Origin of the sequence: Micromonospora sp. NPDC005707, assembly GCF_040631005.1 — a bacterium.
In the GTDB taxonomy this organism is placed as follows: domain Bacteria; phylum Actinomycetota; class Actinomycetes; order Mycobacteriales; family Micromonosporaceae; genus Micromonospora.
Map to the genome: position 1 here is coordinate 289,289 of NZ_JBEXYR010000006.1, position 15,042 is coordinate 304,330.

The following is a 15,042-nucleotide window of genomic DNA, read 5'->3' on the forward strand; positions in this document are numbered from 1 at the left end:
CCCATGTCCCGAACCCTGCACCTCAACGCGTTCCTGATGGGTGTCGGCCACCATGAGGCGGCCTGGCGGCACCCGCGTACCGACCCGCGCCGGGTCGCCGACGTGACGCACTTCCAGGAGCTGGCCCGGATCGCCGAGCGGGGCACGCTCGACTCGGTGTTCCTGGCCGACGGGCTCGCCGTCGGTCCGGCCGTCCGGCACAACATCCAGGCCGTCTTCGAGCCGCTCACCCTGCTCGCCGCGCTGGCCACGGCCACCGAGCACATCGGCCTCATCGCGACCGCCTCCACCACGTACAACGAGCCGTTCAACCTGGCCCGGAAGTTCGCCTCGCTGGACCATCTGAGCGGCGGCCGGGCCGGCTGGAACATCGTCACCTCCGCACAGGCCCGGGAGGCCCGCAACTTCAACCTGGACGACCACCCGGCGCACGCCGAGCGGTACCGGCGGGCCGCCGAGTTCGTCGACGTGGCGATCAAGCTCTGGGACAGCTGGGAGGACGACGCGCTGGTCCTCGACACCGCGGCCGGCGTCTTCGCCGACACCGACCGGGTGCACGAGATCGCGCACGAGGGCGAGCGGTTCCGGGTGCACGGGCCGCTGAACACCCCGCGCCCGCCGCAGGGCCGGCCGCTGCTCGTGCAGGCCGGCTCGTCCGCCGACGGCATCGCGTTCGCCGCCCGCTACGCCGAGGCCGTCTTCACCGCCCAGCAGACCCTCGCCGACGGCCAGGCGTTCTACGCCGAGCTCCGCCGCGCGACCACCGCCGCCGGCCGGGACCCCGACGGCGTCAAGGTGCTGCCCGGCATCGCGCCCGTGATCGGGGGTACGGAGTCCGAGGCCCGTGCCCTCGCCGACGAACTGGAGGCGCTCATCGTGCCCGAGCACGCCCTCGCCCAGCTCTCCGGCATGACCGGTCTCGATCTCACCGGGCTGCCGCTGGACGGGCCGCTGCCCGACCTGCCCGACGTCAGCGCCGTGCAGTCCCACCAGAGCCGCTACCAGCTCGTGGTGGACCTGGCCCGCCGGGAGAAGCTCACCATCCGGCAGCTCATCGGCCGGCTCGGCGGCGGTCGCGGGCACCGGGTCGTCGCCGGCACCCCGGAGCAGATCGCCGACCAGATCGAGCTCTGGTTCACCCACGGCGCCGCCGACGGCTTCAACGTCATGCCACCCTTGCTGCCCCACGGACTGGAGGCCTTCGTGGACCACGTCGTTCCGCTGCTGCGCCGGCGCGGCCTGTTCCGGCACGAGTACACCGGCCGCACCCTGCGCGAGCACTACGGGCTGCCCCGCCCGGCGAGCACCTACGCCGGCCGAGAGCTGGTGACGGCGTGACCACCGTGGACCGGCCCGGGGCCGGCACCGTCGAGCTGCGGCCGGTCGACTCCGACACGTTCCGCGGCCTGCTGCGCCGGCAGGCGTCCACGGTCACCGTGGTCACCACCCCCGGCCTGCACACCGGCCGCCGCCTGCCGCCGCTGCCACCGGCCGGCTTCACGGCCACCTCGTTCACCTCCGTGTCGCTGGACCCGCCGCTGGTCTCGTTCTGCCTCGGCCGCGAGTCGTCGAGCTGGCCGACCGTGGCCCACGCCGAGCACGTGGCCGTGCACCTGCTCGCCTCCGGCCAGCAGGAGGTCGCGAAGATCTTCGCCACCAGCGGGATCGACCGGTTCGCCGCCCACCCCGGCTGGGCGGCCGGCCCGTTCGGGGTGCCGCTCATCGGCGACGCCCTGGCCGTGCTGCTCTGCCGGGTGGTCCGCCGGATCGAGGCCGGTGACCACACCCTCGTGCTCGCCGAGCCCCTCGCGCTCGGCGCGGGCGAGGACGGCGACCCGCTCGTGCACCACCGCGGCGGCTACACCACCACCCTCGGCGCCTGGCCGGAGACGTGGTGAGCGCACCGGCCACCGACCTGCTCGCGCTCGACCGGGCCGCCCAGGACCTGCTGTTCCGCGCGGCCCGCACGGCCAACGCGTTCACCGACGAACCGGTCGACGAGGAGCAGGTGCGGGCCGTCCACGACCTGGTCCGCAACGGCCCGACGGCGATGAACGCCCAGCCGCTGCGGGTGGTGCTGCTGCGCTCGGCGGCGGCCCGGGCCCGGCTGCTGCCGCACCTCAGCTCCGGCAACCGCGACAAGACCGCGGGCGCGCCGCTGACCGCGGTGCTCGCCGCCGACGTCGACTGGCACGACCGGCTGCCCGAGCTGTTCCCGCACCGGCCCGGCGCGCGGGACTGGTTCACCGGCGACCCGGCCGGCCGGGAGGCGCAGGCCCGGTTCAACGCCGCGCTCCAGATCGGCTACCTGCTCATCGGGGTACGGGCCGCCGGGCTGGCCGCCGGCCCGATGGCCGGGTTCGACGCCTTCGGGGTCGAGCGGGAGTTCTTCCCGGACGGCCGGCACCGGGTGCTGCTGCTCATGAACATCGGCCGGCCGGCGCCGGAGGCCTGGCGGGAGCGGCTGCCGCGGCTCGACTACGCCGAGGTGGTCAGCACGCTCTGAGGCTTCAGCGGGGCTCCCAGGCGTCGGGGCGGGCAATCAGCTTGCGGACGTGGCCGGGGAGCTTCCCGCTGGCCATCTCGGCCAGGCTCACCTCGTCGACCACCTGCCGGACGGCGGCCCGGACGGCCACCCAGAGCCGGGGCAGGTTCTCCGCCGCGCCCTCGTACCGGGTCTCCTCGGGGCGCAGCCCGCGTACCCCGGCGAGGGGGCCGTCGACGGCGCGCAGGATCTGCCCGATGGTGACGTCACGCGGTGGCCGGGCCAGGGTGTAGCCGCCCTCGGCGCCGCGCTGGGCCCGGACGATGCCGGCCCGGCGCAGGTCGGCCAGGACCGCCTCGAGGAACTTGCGGGGCATGTCCTGCTCGGCCGCGATGGCCTGGGTGGACACCAGGGTGGGGTACGCGGTGGCCAGGCTCAGAGCGGCCCGGACCGCGTAGTCGCCGCGCGCGGAGATCTGCACAGTGCCATCATGCCCGGCCGGCCGGGGCGGGGGAGTCGGCGGGCGGGCGAGGGCGCACCATGCGGACGGGCAGAGGTTGCTCGCGGGCGGCCCGGAAGGCGCCCGGGCTCACCCCCACCTCCCGGGTGAAGAACCGACCGAAGTTGGTCGGCTCGGGGAAGCCGAGCCGCCGGCCGATCCGGGCGATCGGCTCGTCCGTGGCGGCGAGCAGCCGGCTGGCCTGCAACGCCACCCGCTCGTCGATGACCTGCTTGGCGCTGCGGCCGGTCACCGCCAGGCAGGCCCGGGTCAGGGTACGCACCGAGCAGCCGAGCTGGGCGGCGTAGTCCTCCACCCGGCGGGTGTGCCGGTAGCCCCGCTCGACCTCCCGGCACAGCCGCCGGAAGGTCTCCGTCTCGGCCCGCGGCGTCGCCCGCTCCCCGGCGGCGGGCAGCAGGCTCAACCGCAGCAGCAGCACGGCGAGCTGGTGACGCAGCAGCGCCACGGCGGCCGGGACGCCGGCGTGCCGGTCGGCGTCCACCGCCAGCTGGGTCACCTCGCTGATCACCGCGTCCTCGTCCTCGCCGGCGAGCTGCCGGTACGCCGGCACGGCGTCCGGGTCGACGTCCAGGCCGCGCAGCGTGTCCGGACCCCACCGCACCACCGTCGCGTCGAGTTGTGGACCGAGGCAGCGCAGCACCTGACCGGGTCGGGCCCGCAACAGCGTGCCCGGGCGGCAGGGCAGCGCGCGGAAGTCCAGCTCGGCGCTGCCGTGACCGTGGGTGACCAGGATCAGCAGGTCGGCGTCGAGCATGACCGGCCGGGACCAGCCGGACGCGGGCGCCAGGTCGGCGAGCGCACCGGTGCCGATCTCGTCGGCGTCGACGCGGGGCGTCGACAGGTCGGTGCGGGTGGCCGGGGAGGGCTGACCGGTAGTGACCATCGTCCCGACGGTAACCGCCCGGTGCGCACGTTGCATCTCGACGGTTTCGGCCGGCCTTGTCGGCACCGACGGGGGACGGTTAGGTTACCGATCGGTAGCGCCGGGGTCGCCCGACCGGCCCGCGGCCCCGCACACCGGCGATGGGATGGGCATGACGGATCTGTTCTCGGTCGAAGGCAAGACGGTGCTGGTCACCGGCGGCTCACGGGGCATCGGCCTGATGATCGCCCGGGGCTTCGTGCGGGCCGGCGCCAAGGTCATCATCTCGTCGCGCAAGGCCGACGTCTGCGAGACCGTGGCCAAGGACCTCTCCGCGGAGGGGCACTGCGAGGCGATCGCCGCCGACCTGGGCCACGACGAGGGCGCGCTCGGGCTGGCGCAGGCCGTGCGGGACCGCACCGACCGGCTCGACGTGCTGGTCAACAACGCTGGCGCCACCTGGGGCGCGCCGCTGGAGGCGTACCCGGAGGCCGCGTTCGACAAGCTGTGGGCCGTCAACGTCAAGGCCGTCTTCCGGCTCACCACGGCGCTGCTGCCCGCGTTGCGGGCGGCGGCGAGCCCCGACGACCCGGCCCGCGTGATCAACATCGGCTCCATCGACGGCATCCGGGTGCCCTGGATGGACGTGTACGCCTACTCGGCGACCAAGGCGGCCGTGCACATGCTCACCCGCAGCCTCGCCCACCAGCTCGCCGGCGAGCAGATCACGGTCAACGCGATCGCGCCGGGGCCGTTCGAGAGCAAGATGATGGCCTTCGCGCTGGACGACCCGGCCTCCCGGTCGGCCATCGAGCAGCAGGTGCCGCTGGGCCGGATCGGCCGCCCCGAGGACATGGCGGGCACGGCGATCTACCTGTCGTCGCGCGCCGGCGCGTACCTGACCGGCGCGGTCATCCCGGTCGACGGTGGGATCACCACGCACGGCTGAGCTGCTCCCGGCGTACCCCGGCACCGACGGCCCGGGGCCGCGCGGACTCGGCAGATCCGCGCGGCCCCGGGGTGTGCCGTGTCAGCGGCCGGCGAGCAGCCGGTTCACCGCGGTGTCGACGTCCAGGTGCTCGGCCTCGCGGCCGCGCGGGACGACGACGTAGGTCCGGCGCAGGAAGCGCACGAGCACGCTGCGCGGGACCTCGAAGAGGGCGTTGCCGTCCGGCGACGACAGCGCGAGCGCGACGAAGTCGCCGCGCGGGGTGGCCCACGGCCAGACCCGGACATCGCCGATGCCGGCCGGCTCGTCGAGCCCGGTGACCAGCAGTTCGCGCGCGAACGACCAGCTCACCGCCTCGCCGCCGGCGGATTCGGCGTGGAACAGGACATGGACCGCATACGGGTCAGCAGGGTCGTAACGCAGACTGGCACGCACCGGCAAGGCGGTGGCGTCAGGCGCGACGAGCCTTAGCGACGTCTCGACCTCTACGGTCGTCGGTCGAATGACACTCATGGACGTTCTCCCCCCGGCACCGCTGCGGAACGCGCGTGTCCCGCTTTTCCCATACTCAGGTGCTGCTCCTGGCTACGCTCCGCCATACGCTGACTTCACCCAGTGGTGGGAAGGGGGTCGGAAAGCCTCCGAGAACATGAAAATTCTTGTAGGATTTCCGCTTCCGCCCGATCCGTCATCCCGCCCGGCAACGGGTGCTTCAGTCGTCGACTTACTCCGGTAACGTCCAGTCCTCAGCAGGGGTGACGGTCCCGGGCGACACTGGGGGTGGAAATGGTCACGAGGGGTTCCTCGGTGGAAACGAGGACCACGGCCGGCCCACCGAAAGGTGCGGCCCGAGCAGCCAAAAGTCGGGGGTACGAGGTGCCTGTCGAAGGGCGTTCCGGTACCGCTCTCGCCGAGCGGCGCCGCGGTGGATGGCGGGGGCGCCTGCACACCACCCTCGAACTCATCCGGGCCAACCCCACCGGCCGGATCGCCCTCAAGATCTTCATCGGCGTGCTCGGCGCCATCGTCGTCACCATCGGCGTCGCCCTGATCCCGCTGCCCGGCCCCGGCTGGCTGCTGGTGATCGCCGGCCTCGGCGTCTGGGCCGTCGAGTTCCACTGGGCGCGCCGGCTGCTCGCCTTCACCCGCCGGCACGTCAACGCCTGGACGCGGTGGGCGACCAGCCGGTCGCTGCCGGTGCGCTGCGCCCTGGGCGCCGCCGGGCTGGTGTTCGTGTCGGTCGTGGTGTGGCTGTCGCTCAAGTACAGCCTGGGGATCGACCTCGTGGCACGGGCGCTGCACTACCTCGCGACGCACTGAGACCCGGTTTTGGTCCGGGGTCTCGATCAGGTAGAGTCATCGGCGCTGAGGGCGATTAGCTCAGCGGGAGAGCGCTTCGTTCACACCGAAGAGGTCACTGGTTCGATCCCAGTATCGCCCACGCAGGTCAAAGGCCACTTCCCGGTTTCGGGAGGTGGCCTTTCTGCTGTCGTACAGCAGTTAAGTACAGCAGCGGCGTCAGTGGCCGAGTGAATCACCAAGGCGTTTAAGGGCGTCTCTGGTCGCCTTGGTCGATACCTGGGTGTAGATCTCCATCGTCACGGAGAAGCGGGCGTGCCTCAGCACCTGCATGGCGACTCTGGGGTGGACGTCGAGGTCGGCGAGCAGCGTGGCGCAGGTGCGCCTGGCGTCGTGGACGGTGATCGGCTTGACTCCCGCCAGGAGTAGGCCCCAATAGCGCTGGCGATAGCGGGGCGCTGGTCCAAGGATGGTGGCGTGATTAACGAGAAGCTGCCGGGAACCGTGCTGGTTGACGACCTGCGCTCGTTCGTGGATGGCCGGGTGGCACACGTTGCGCGCAGCAGCAGGGCCGGCATCGAGGCGCTGGAGCGACACCGCGGAGAACGGGTGGACGAGCTGTGGCTGGATCACGACCTCGGCGAGAACGACACGATCTGGCCGGTCGTCGAGGTGTTGGAGCGGGCCGCGTTCGAGGGGCGCCCGTTCGATGTCGGTCTGGTGTACGTCCACTCGGCGAACCCGGCCGGCGCTGAGAAGATCATTCAGGCGTTGCGGCGCTGGGGGTACGACGTCCGCTCGGCGGCTGGATCACCGCAGGTCGGCTACCTGTCAGAGGCCGATTAGCGGCCGGCCAGCCGGACACCGCAGCGTCGACGGCCGATGAAGCCGATTACCGCCTGCCAGCCTGTGATCCGCCAGCAGATGTGCGTCACATCTCCGCCAGCTGATGCGCGACAAGGTCTAGAAGTTTGCCGACGCCCGCGACGGACGGTTTACGCGCGCATCTGCCAAGAGTTGAGCCCGCACACCGCCGGTTCGCCGCGCACAGTCGCTACCGTGCGGATGGGGGCTGGCGACAGGCCATCACACGCGAAAGGAGCTGACTGATGACCGACTGGCGCTCTCTGTGGGATGCGGTTGTCGCCAGCGATGTGAGCGCCCGAGACGGCCTTGGCTGGGAGTTCACCAGCCGGACCGGTAAACCGGCCTGGGCAGTCTTCCGCGAGGACAGTGGCCCGTTCCCGGTTTTCTCCGCAGCGCGCGGGCACATCATGCCTTCGGCGGACGACCTAGCCGCCATGACGCACGAGGCTGTGGCGGACCTCTTGGCTGCCGCTGGACTGGCTGACCGACACGGCTGGATCACTGAGAACATCTCGGCCGCACTTCTGCTGGCCTCCATGAGTGTCGAGTCGTGGGAGGGGGTGGAATGGGCCCTTGAGTCTGGTCCTAACGATGTCGCGATTGCGTGGGCTGAACCCGACGCCGCGCGAACGCCCTACGCCTGGCTACGCGCCGTTGGCGCCGACGCATCGGCAGAGGTCAGCGTCTACCAGGATGACGCGCTCTTCGGCCTCTGTTTCATTCCGACCGTCGAACTCCGACTGCCGGAGTCCGACTCCGGCTCACTGCGGTCCCGCCGAGGGATTCCACTCGTATGCGGCCCAATCAACCAGGTGGAAGTCGTCTACGACAACGTTGTTGAGGGCCGTCACGATGCTGGGCTCGTGAGCGAGGTCTTGCTGCACGGCGACCACGCGTCGACGTTGCTCATCGCCGCCGAAGCGTATTCCCGGCACGAGTGGCACCTCTTTGACGAATCCGTAGTCGCTCTGACGGACCCGACCACTGCCGACGCCCTCGCCTGGATCCCCGAGCGACACCGCTGGCGGCGGACCGAAGGTGACCCCTGACACTCATTCATGCCGCGATCCGCGCCATCGACTGTCGCCGACCACTTGGCGGATGCGTGCCGCACCTCAGTCGACGGAGGACGCAATGGCTGCCAGCCGTGTCGGGTCTCAGGACCTGCATGACAGATCAGTCTCGGGACGTAAGTGACACGTCCGGCTAGAAGATCTCGAACCCGGCCGCTTCTTGCGCGGAGACAGGACCGCCGAACCTTGCTGGAGAATCACGGCATGGATGTCCCCGACCTTCTTCGCCAGGCCGCCTCTCGCGTCCCCGCGTCAGCGACGAGCAGCACTGGCTGGACGGTGACCGATGCGAGTGAGTACGTCGGACACCATGACTGGGAAGCTGCACTGGACATTCTCATGGAGCTTGGCGATGTCTACCCCGCCGAGACCTCGTTCTGGGACCTCTGCGCCCAGGCCGCCCATTGGATGCAGCTCGACAGAGCCGAGCGATGGTGTCACTGGCGTCGGTTTGAAGTGCTCCACGGCGTTATCCGCGCGGACCTTCAGCTCGTCGAGTCCACTGCTCCGGGTGGCCGGCACATGCCCATACCAGGCGATGGGCGCCTTCGACCGCTGTGGGACATCGGGGACGTGACAGCCGCGGGCAACCCGGATCTGTACGTCGCCCGGATCTGGGTCGAGCACGAGCCGGACCTTAAGCCCGGCGAGCGCGGTGCTGTTCGTCTAGCACCGTTGAGCCCGGAACGCTGGCGACGTCTGACAACCGGCGATGTGATCACGATGCACGAGCAGATGCCCGAGGCCGGTGCAGCGACCATCACCGCGGCCACGTTCCCCTAACGGCTTCGGGCGACCGCCTGACCGTTGCCTCGTCTGGCTGTCACGCAGGTCCTGATAACGATGTGTCGCGCAGGTCCCGAGACCGGACAAATGGCTGCCAGCCGATGTGGGAGAACTTTCTGTACATCTATCAAGGCGGCCCTTGACGGGCCGCACGCGCCGCCGCCTGGGCGCGCGCCGGCCGCTGCCGCTGTCGCTCTGCGGCCGTCACGCCTGATGCCCGGCGGCTGGCGCGGAGAGCGGGGAGCCCGGTGGGCCGCCGCAGAACGACAGGCCGTTGACCGGGGGTGTGGTGGGCCGGCAGCCGGCCGGGCCGCGCGGCCACGAGCCGGCGCGGCGTAGGGGAGCGGACGCCGGCCGCGTCGGCGAGCTTGCGGCGGTCGCGGGGTTGCGGTTAGGGCGCCTCCGGCGGGGGCGCTCCGGCTCCAGGATGGCCGGGGCTGCGTCGGCGGGTCACGGTCCGTGGGTGGTTGCGGTGGGAAGCCATCCCGCCTGCCATCGACCCGGGCGAGCCGAGCAGACCACCGCCCGACCCGCCAGCGTCCGAACCTGCGTCAAGGCCCGCTTGACGTGGCGGGCCGAACGCTGGCCTGCTCCCCAGGAGGGCGGGTCGATGGCATACGGGATGGCATCCAAGGGGCCTCGAAGAAGTCCTGAGCTATACCTCTGGAATGGCTACGGGGGGTACAACTGTCGCCACGGCGGTTTCAATGAGGTCGGTAATGCCACTACTGGCCAAGGCGTTACGAACCAACTTGCGTGCCTGCTTGAAGTCCCTCGTTCCTGTGACATCCACCCCGGCAGCAACCTCCTCAGCGTCAGCCGCCAGCGACACCAACTTCATATGCTCACTGTTGCCGGCGTCAAAAACCGGAATGGGTGCATCGAAGACGTGCTTATCGAAATGCCGAGGACCGAACAGGCCTAGCGTTTGCAACGGCCGAATGCGCTCCAGCACAACGCCTGAGTTCAGGATTGCGGTCAGGAAGCGCGCCTCTTCGATGCTGCTTGCGGCGGCCCAATACAGAACGTGTTCGATACTAATGTCCGCCCGATCGATCCGTGCCGCCGCCAACGTATTGCCTGAAGCAGTATAGATAACCCGATGGCGGGCGGCCGGGAGTTGAGCGCTAAGCTGGTTGTGATAGTTGATGCGGTCAAGAAGTGACCCTGAGTCGCTTTCCGGCTTGTTCGCCGACCATTGTTGCTCCGCCTTCTCCCACCACGAGTTCAGATCAGGGTGGTTGTCGATCTGGGATGGCGTCATGATGGAGCGGTCCGTAATGGGGAGAACTGCGCGAAGGGGAGTTGTAGGCCGGAACGGTAGGAGCGTCTCACCAAGGTGAACCGACCTAACAAAGGCTTGCTCAACCACTCCGGTGAGTGATGGCAATTCCTTCCACGGCGGCTTCTCAATAGTTGTGCGGCGAGAGCGAACAGGAAGTCTGCCCGCTCCAGCTCCTAGAGGCCCGGCCGGAGCCTCTTCCACAAATAGCAAAACACGAGGGGCAAGAACTGCGCCTTGGCGGAAACGAGACTTGTATGGAGAAGCAGCCGGCAAGTTGGTCGAGCTGAGGGGCTGAACCCGCCCCGGTTCGATCTGGAAGCGTGCCTTTGCCTGGTCCCAGCTAACGTTTGGAGAGCGTAGCCGAGCGGACCAGACGGTGACATCCGCCGGCATCGTCTTGGGCTTGCCTGCCGTCACGTGCCCATGCACAACGCACGACACCATCGGGAAACCTGTGGGGGCATGCTGGAGATCCCATGATTCGGTGAAAGCGACATTGACATCGGCCCCCCAACGGCCAGAGCGGAACCCATCAGCAGGTTTCCGAGTAAGAACGCCGTGAGGCATAACGAACGAAAACCTGCCCGAGTCTTTCAAGTACAGCTGCACTGCACGAGCGACAAAGAGTGTTGAAAGGTCGCGGCCGGAAGCGCCGAGTGGGCCGCTCAACAACCCGCGGTCCCTTGCCAGAGCCTTGTATCGGTCCTGCATGCTATCCGTCATGGACGAATAACGAAGCCATGGAGGGTTACCGACCAGTACATCGACGCGGTGGGCGGGCTCCGCGAGCCAGAGAGGTCTGATGAGGTTACGAACGTAGTAACCCCAAATGTGGTCCCGCCCGCTGTCGTGCAATCGCCGCATCGTGTCGAAGGTCTGTACAAGGGTTGAAATGTCGGCCTCGTGTACGCCGAACTGACGAAGAGTAGGAAGTATGAGTTCCTTGCTCTGCTTAGCGGATGGAGTCACGGCGCGGTTAGCCATAGCATCTACCAAGCGGTCGAAATCCCCTGCGTCGTGCGACACGCTGCGTGGGAAGACCAGGTCATCGCCGAAAAGCATTCCACCCCCGGCGACGAGATCGTCGCCGGACGTGGCAATCCTAATCTCGTCACGACCGCCGAACAGGTCTCGGCGCTGCTCCCACTGTAGTGAGTCTCCGAGATATACGGGGATAGAGATGGGGCCCCTGTCAGGGGCCTGAAGGCGGTCATTCCCGATTGCGAGAAGGTACGTCACTCGCGCGAGTGTCACCGAGACCGGATGGATGTCCATCCCGAAAACATGCTCGGTAAGCGCTGTTACTGCCTTGCCGGAAGGAATTCCGGCATCGTCGGCTGCTGAAAGGTATGCCCTGATCGCGTGGAATAGGAAAGTGCCCGAGCCGCATGATGGATCCAGGACGCGCTGGGACAGTGGATCACGGATCGTGTTCGCGACGATTCGCTCGGCGAGCCAATCGGGCGTGTAATACTCACCCAAGCTTCGTCGCTCGTCCTGGCTGATGACGGACTCGTACAGAACCTTCAAGACGTCGTGTTCGACCTGGCTCCAATCGAACCGACCGATTCGGTGCGCGAGGTCGGTGATGAAGTCTGGCCCCTCTGGGATGTGCAGGACCCAGTCAAAGAAGTCAGCCTCTACCGCTCCATGGACCTTCGCGCTCGCGAAGCTGGTGCCCTGAGCCAAGGCGCTGGGGTTCAGATTGCCAGTGCGTGAGACGTCAAATCCCACTACTGCATGAGCGATTATCTCCGCGGTTAGGACAAGCAAGGTGTGATTTACAAAGAGAGTCGCATCGTCCGTAAAAGACTTGCCGAACGCAGTCCGAAGAAGCTTGCTCCAAAGCTGACGCTTTAGTTGCACCTCAGGAACTTCGGCGGCCTGTGCGTACAACGAGGTAAGCGTTGCGTGATCCAACAGGTGCGATGGAGATGAGGCCCCAATCCTGCGTCGGATCTCCTCGGGTGTCGGCAGCACGCGGTCCTGGGTCGCGAGAATCGCCTCTAGCCAGACAAGCAGCCTTTCAACGTCTGGATTCGACGTGTTGAGCTCTAGCTCGGCGACACACTCCAACGTCCCGTTGACTAGGTGGTACAAGCGCCACTGCGTACCGTCGGTGAGGATGCCTACGTAGCGCGTGCCGAGTCGAGCCGACTGCGTAGACACATATCCGGCAAGCTGCAGCTCGGCGTCCCGAAGGACACCGCCGACGCGGAGGTCTCGCTTGACCTCAATCACAGCATGTCCGATTTCTACGTCCAGTCGGCGGCGTGTCCCGTCGCCGGTCTGAACCTCCAGCCGCGCGACCTGGTGGTCGGCGAGGGAGAGACCGCCACTGGTCAAGACCACGTAGATGTCGGCTTGGAGGTCGGCCTCAGTGCGGGTGGCGTCACGAGATGCTAGGCGTGCGATGGCCTGGGCTGCGGCGGTGGGCGGCATCGGCGTTCCTCCAAGACGGGCCGGTGCAGGCAGAGTACCTAGGTTGACCTGGCGCTACCGACATGACCTCGTCTCATGCCGTGGGACGGCTCTGCGGAGCACGCGCTACTTCTCGCCACGACGGAGCCGGCGGTGCGCTACTGAAGCAGCAGGTGACGGTGGGTTCCTGCCGCAGGCGCGAGGGCCGGCAGGCGACGCGGCTCTCGGCGGTTGGGAGATATTTCCGTGCTGTGTAACGGACTTGCCGCACTAGCGGACTGAAGCCACTACAGTTCGGCGAGCGACAGTTGGGGGCCATCAAGAGTGGCGGCCCCGGGAGTGCGATCCCGAGGCCGCCGCAGGTTCCCGGCTGTCGATACATCGCCTGTAACGAGTCGTAACGAGGGTGGGGAACGTGCAAAGGGTAGCTAGACGAACGAGGCGGGGCCAGCGGAACCCTCAAATTGAGGCTGAACTGGCGGCGCTGTGGGCCGTGATGCTGGTGACGCTGGTGGCGATCGGCTCAACCCTGGGCATTGTCATGCTCGCCAGGCATGTCGTTGCGGAGGTGGCTCCGGCTGCGATCGGCGCCATCAGCGCCAACACATTGGGCGCGGTTGCTGCTGTGGGAGTTGTACTCCGACGCCGGTCCCGCAGTAGCTAACAACCCCGTCACCAGCCCGGGGCCGGGGTGCACGAACGCGCCCCGTCCCGGGTCTGGCGTTGCTGGTTGCGGTCGATTGCAGCTGGCGAGACCCGGCAGGGCTGGCTCATGCCTCTCGCTGCACCCGCGTGACGTGCTTCGCCGCGTACCAGACGCACTCGCCCGTGCTCTCGAAGTAGACGAGATGCCCCGACATGCCCAAGTCAGGCTTGCCGATGTGGCGGGAATCGATGACGGTTCCGATCTCGTCTCGCCCTGGCACGCGGACAGGGAAGGTCTTGGAGCTCCAGGGGTCTTCAGGTTGAGATCTCTGCACGGTGAGGTCCATCGTGGAATCATAGGCCGATCGCGGCCGGCTACTGACGGCGCACACTCGTGATCGGTCTCAGATCGGCGAGTCGCCGATCCATCCTTCGCCTTGCACGAGAAGGTGAGGGCGTGCAGGCCACCTCTCCCACGATCACCACTTCGCTGGTTGCCGGAAGTTTCACCTTGGCGGCCGCCATGGTGGGCTTCCTGAGCGCTCGTCACTTGCAGAACCGGACCAGCAAGGCCAACGCACGTGATCAACTACGTATAGCTCTGAACGAGCTGATAGCCGCTGTGTTCGATCTTCAGATCGCGCTCGCGGCCTACGACACGCGATGGAACTCATGGCGAGTCAGGGGCCAAGGCGTCGGGATGGCCTTCCTGGAGTTCATCGCCGGTAAGGCCGAGGGGAACTGGGGGCATGGGACGCTCCGAGCAAGCCAGACAGTCGTCGACTGGGATCACAAGTCGGCGGATGCTGCGATGGCTGTTATTAGTGGGCCGTTGAGCCGAGTTGGGGCGGCGCTAGGCCGAGTGCTGCTGCTCCCCGAGCCGGCTGTGGCCGTCGCCGGCAAAGATCTCAGCGACGCGCTCTTTGCCGTCGTGCTCGCTCACGGATCCCCGAACATCTACCGCCCAGCCGTGCGGACCCGAGAGCTGAAGCGGGCCGCTGAGCGGCTAGAGGAAGCTCTGGCGAACCTGACCGCCGTCGCCCACAAGCGGCTAGACCCGCCTCCGAGGTGGCGTCGCGCTCTCGAATGGTCTACTGGCGTGGTGCGGCGGGTCCGTTGACTAGTGCGGGCGGTCAGGCTACCCCCGGGTTGGTTGGGAGCGGCGCTGACGACGTTTCGCCGGGACGATCAGCATTGGGCTCGGTCCGTTGGGAAGTCACGGACACCGTCCACCGGACGCCTAGCGTCTCGTAGAGGGCCTTCTCGACGTAGTGCAGCTCCGGGCGAAGCAACTTCTCCAGTACGGAGCTTGGTACGTAAAGATTGACCTGTGTGTCGTCTACGTGGACGACCCAGGCAGCCCTGACGATGGCTGCAACACGCTTGCTCTTTTTGGCCGTTGCCTTGGTGACCTCATCCCACGCGCGGCGCACCTCAGCGAGACCGAGTTGCGGTGTCTCGTCGGATGGGCTGATCTTGCGCTGCGTAGCGGCATCGATGGCCGCCGCGCGGGCGGCTTCGCGAATCGCAGCGGCAAACAGCTCTGGCCCACGCTCGTCCAGCCACTCCCTGACCGCCTCCTTGGTCGCCGCCTGGATTAGCTCGGGCAGCGACACCTCCCGTTGGCTGAGCCAGAAGTCCCAGGCGTCGGTCACCGCTGCCTTGATCACGTCGTCTGGCGCGGTCGTCTGGTCGCCGTTCTTCAGTGCGCTCACGCCGGTGACTATGCCACCGAACCGCAATCATGGGCAGCCTCCGCTGAGCGGGGATGGGCCCCTTGAGAATCACGAGCTGCACAGAGCCCGTCAGCGAGGCGTCAGGCAGAAGGCAGCAAGAAGGCAGCGCGAGCC

At 68.0% G+C, this 15,042-nt stretch carries 15 protein-coding genes, 1 tRNA gene and 1 pseudogene; 10 read left to right on the forward strand and 7 right to left on the reverse strand.

All coding sequences use genetic code 11. From position 1 onward, the window contains the following. Positions 1-3 precede the first annotated feature (3 nt). The 3 genes from ABZ452_RS14265 to ABZ452_RS14275 are packed head-to-tail and all read left to right on the forward strand — an operon-like array spanning position 4 to position 2,506. Complete coding sequence (locus ABZ452_RS14265) at positions 4-1,338, forward strand: LLM class flavin-dependent oxidoreductase (RefSeq protein WP_357942495.1); 1,335 nt, start codon at positions 4-6, stop codon at positions 1,336-1,338. Next, on the forward strand, positions 1,335-1,898 hold the full coding sequence (locus ABZ452_RS14270; protein WP_357942497.1) for a flavin reductase family protein: 564 nt from the start codon (positions 1,335-1,337) through the stop codon (positions 1,896-1,898). The genes ABZ452_RS14265 and ABZ452_RS14270 overlap by 4 nt, the downstream gene beginning before the upstream one ends. Further along, positions 1,895-2,506, forward strand: coding sequence for a malonic semialdehyde reductase (locus ABZ452_RS14275; RefSeq protein ID WP_357942499.1), 612 nt, complete (start codon positions 1,895-1,897; stop codon positions 2,504-2,506). The genes ABZ452_RS14270 and ABZ452_RS14275 overlap by 4 nt, the downstream gene beginning before the upstream one ends. Positions 2,507-2,510: 4 nt before the next feature. Here the strand turns inward: ABZ452_RS14275 and ABZ452_RS14280 are convergent, their stop codons facing one another. Together ABZ452_RS14280 and ABZ452_RS14285 are read right to left on the reverse strand one after the other, a co-directional pair. Continuing rightward, entirely contained in the window at positions 2,511-2,966 is a 456-nt protein-coding gene (locus ABZ452_RS14280; protein WP_357942501.1) for an Rrf2 family transcriptional regulator, read from the reverse strand. Positions 2,967-2,973: 7 nt separating this feature from the next. Further along, on the reverse strand, positions 2,974-3,759 hold the full coding sequence (locus tag ABZ452_RS14285; protein ID WP_357942828.1) for an AraC family transcriptional regulator: 786 nt from the start codon (positions 3,757-3,759) through the stop codon (positions 2,974-2,976). Between the two features lie 280 nt (positions 3,760-4,039). On the opposite strand from ABZ452_RS14285, the gene ABZ452_RS14290 reads away from it, so the two are divergent. After that, a complete protein-coding gene (locus ABZ452_RS14290; protein WP_357942503.1) occupies positions 4,040-4,816 on the forward strand; it encodes an SDR family oxidoreductase in 777 nt (258 codons plus the stop codon). Between the two features lie 81 nt (positions 4,817-4,897). Here ABZ452_RS14290 and ABZ452_RS14295 read toward each other — a convergent pair whose 3' ends face one another. After that, complete coding sequence (locus ABZ452_RS14295; RefSeq protein ID WP_007457244.1) at positions 4,898-5,329, reverse strand: SsgA family sporulation/cell division regulator; 432 nt, start codon at positions 5,327-5,329, stop codon at positions 4,898-4,900. A gap of 273 nt (positions 5,330-5,602) precedes the next feature. Here ABZ452_RS14295 and ABZ452_RS14300 point away from each other — a divergent pair, with 273 nt between their 5' ends. Both ABZ452_RS14300 and ABZ452_RS14305 read left to right on the forward strand, forming a co-directional pair. Continuing rightward, on the forward strand, positions 5,603-6,136 hold the full coding sequence (locus tag ABZ452_RS14300) for a TIGR02611 family protein (protein ID WP_357942505.1): 534 nt from the start codon (positions 5,603-5,605) through the stop codon (positions 6,134-6,136). A gap of 49 nt (positions 6,137-6,185) precedes the next feature. After that, positions 6,186-6,257: transfer RNA gene (locus ABZ452_RS14305), tRNA-Val, on the forward strand. A gap of 77 nt (positions 6,258-6,334) precedes the next feature. On the opposite strand, the pseudogene ABZ452_RS14310 reads toward ABZ452_RS14305, so the two are convergent. Beyond that, positions 6,335-6,535, reverse strand: a pseudogene (locus ABZ452_RS14310) (tyrosine-type recombinase/integrase); the annotation flags it as partial. 60 nt (positions 6,536-6,595) lie between these two features. On the opposite strand from ABZ452_RS14310, the gene ABZ452_RS14315 reads away from it, so the two are divergent. The 3 genes from ABZ452_RS14315 to ABZ452_RS14325 all read left to right on the forward strand — a co-directional run bounded on the left by ABZ452_RS14315 (position 6,596) and on the right by ABZ452_RS14325 (position 8,838). Further along, positions 6,596-6,961 (forward strand): cyclic-phosphate processing receiver domain-containing protein, encoded by a 366-nt coding sequence (locus ABZ452_RS14315; RefSeq protein WP_357942830.1) that lies wholly within the window; start codon positions 6,596-6,598, stop codon positions 6,959-6,961. Between the two features lie 263 nt (positions 6,962-7,224). Next, a complete protein-coding gene (locus ABZ452_RS14320; RefSeq protein WP_357942507.1) occupies positions 7,225-8,031 on the forward strand; it encodes a hypothetical protein in 807 nt (268 codons plus the stop codon). A gap of 228 nt (positions 8,032-8,259) precedes the next feature. Then, a complete protein-coding gene (locus ABZ452_RS14325) occupies positions 8,260-8,838 on the forward strand; it encodes a hypothetical protein (protein ID WP_357942509.1) in 579 nt (192 codons plus the stop codon). 658 nt (positions 8,839-9,496) lie between these two features. Here ABZ452_RS14325 and ABZ452_RS14330 read toward each other — a convergent pair. Both ABZ452_RS14330 and ABZ452_RS14335 read right to left on the reverse strand, forming a co-directional pair. Then, on the reverse strand, positions 9,497-12,568 hold the full coding sequence (locus tag ABZ452_RS14330; RefSeq protein WP_357942512.1) for an N-6 DNA methylase: 3,072 nt from the start codon (positions 12,566-12,568) through the stop codon (positions 9,497-9,499). Between the two features lie 749 nt (positions 12,569-13,317). Continuing rightward, entirely contained in the window at positions 13,318-13,539 is a 222-nt protein-coding gene (locus ABZ452_RS14335) for a hypothetical protein (protein WP_357942514.1), read from the reverse strand. A gap of 110 nt (positions 13,540-13,649) precedes the next feature. Here ABZ452_RS14335 and ABZ452_RS14340 point away from each other — a divergent pair, with 110 nt between their 5' ends. Continuing rightward, positions 13,650-14,312 (forward strand): hypothetical protein, encoded by a 663-nt coding sequence (locus tag ABZ452_RS14340; protein WP_357942516.1) that lies wholly within the window; start codon positions 13,650-13,652, stop codon positions 14,310-14,312. Positions 14,313-14,325: 13 nt separating this feature from the next. Here ABZ452_RS14340 and ABZ452_RS14345 read toward each other — a convergent pair whose 3' ends face one another. Further along, positions 14,326-14,907, reverse strand: a complete 582-nt coding sequence (locus tag ABZ452_RS14345) for a hypothetical protein (RefSeq protein ID WP_357942518.1) — start codon at positions 14,905-14,907, stop codon at positions 14,326-14,328. Positions 14,908-15,042 lie beyond the last annotated feature (135 nt).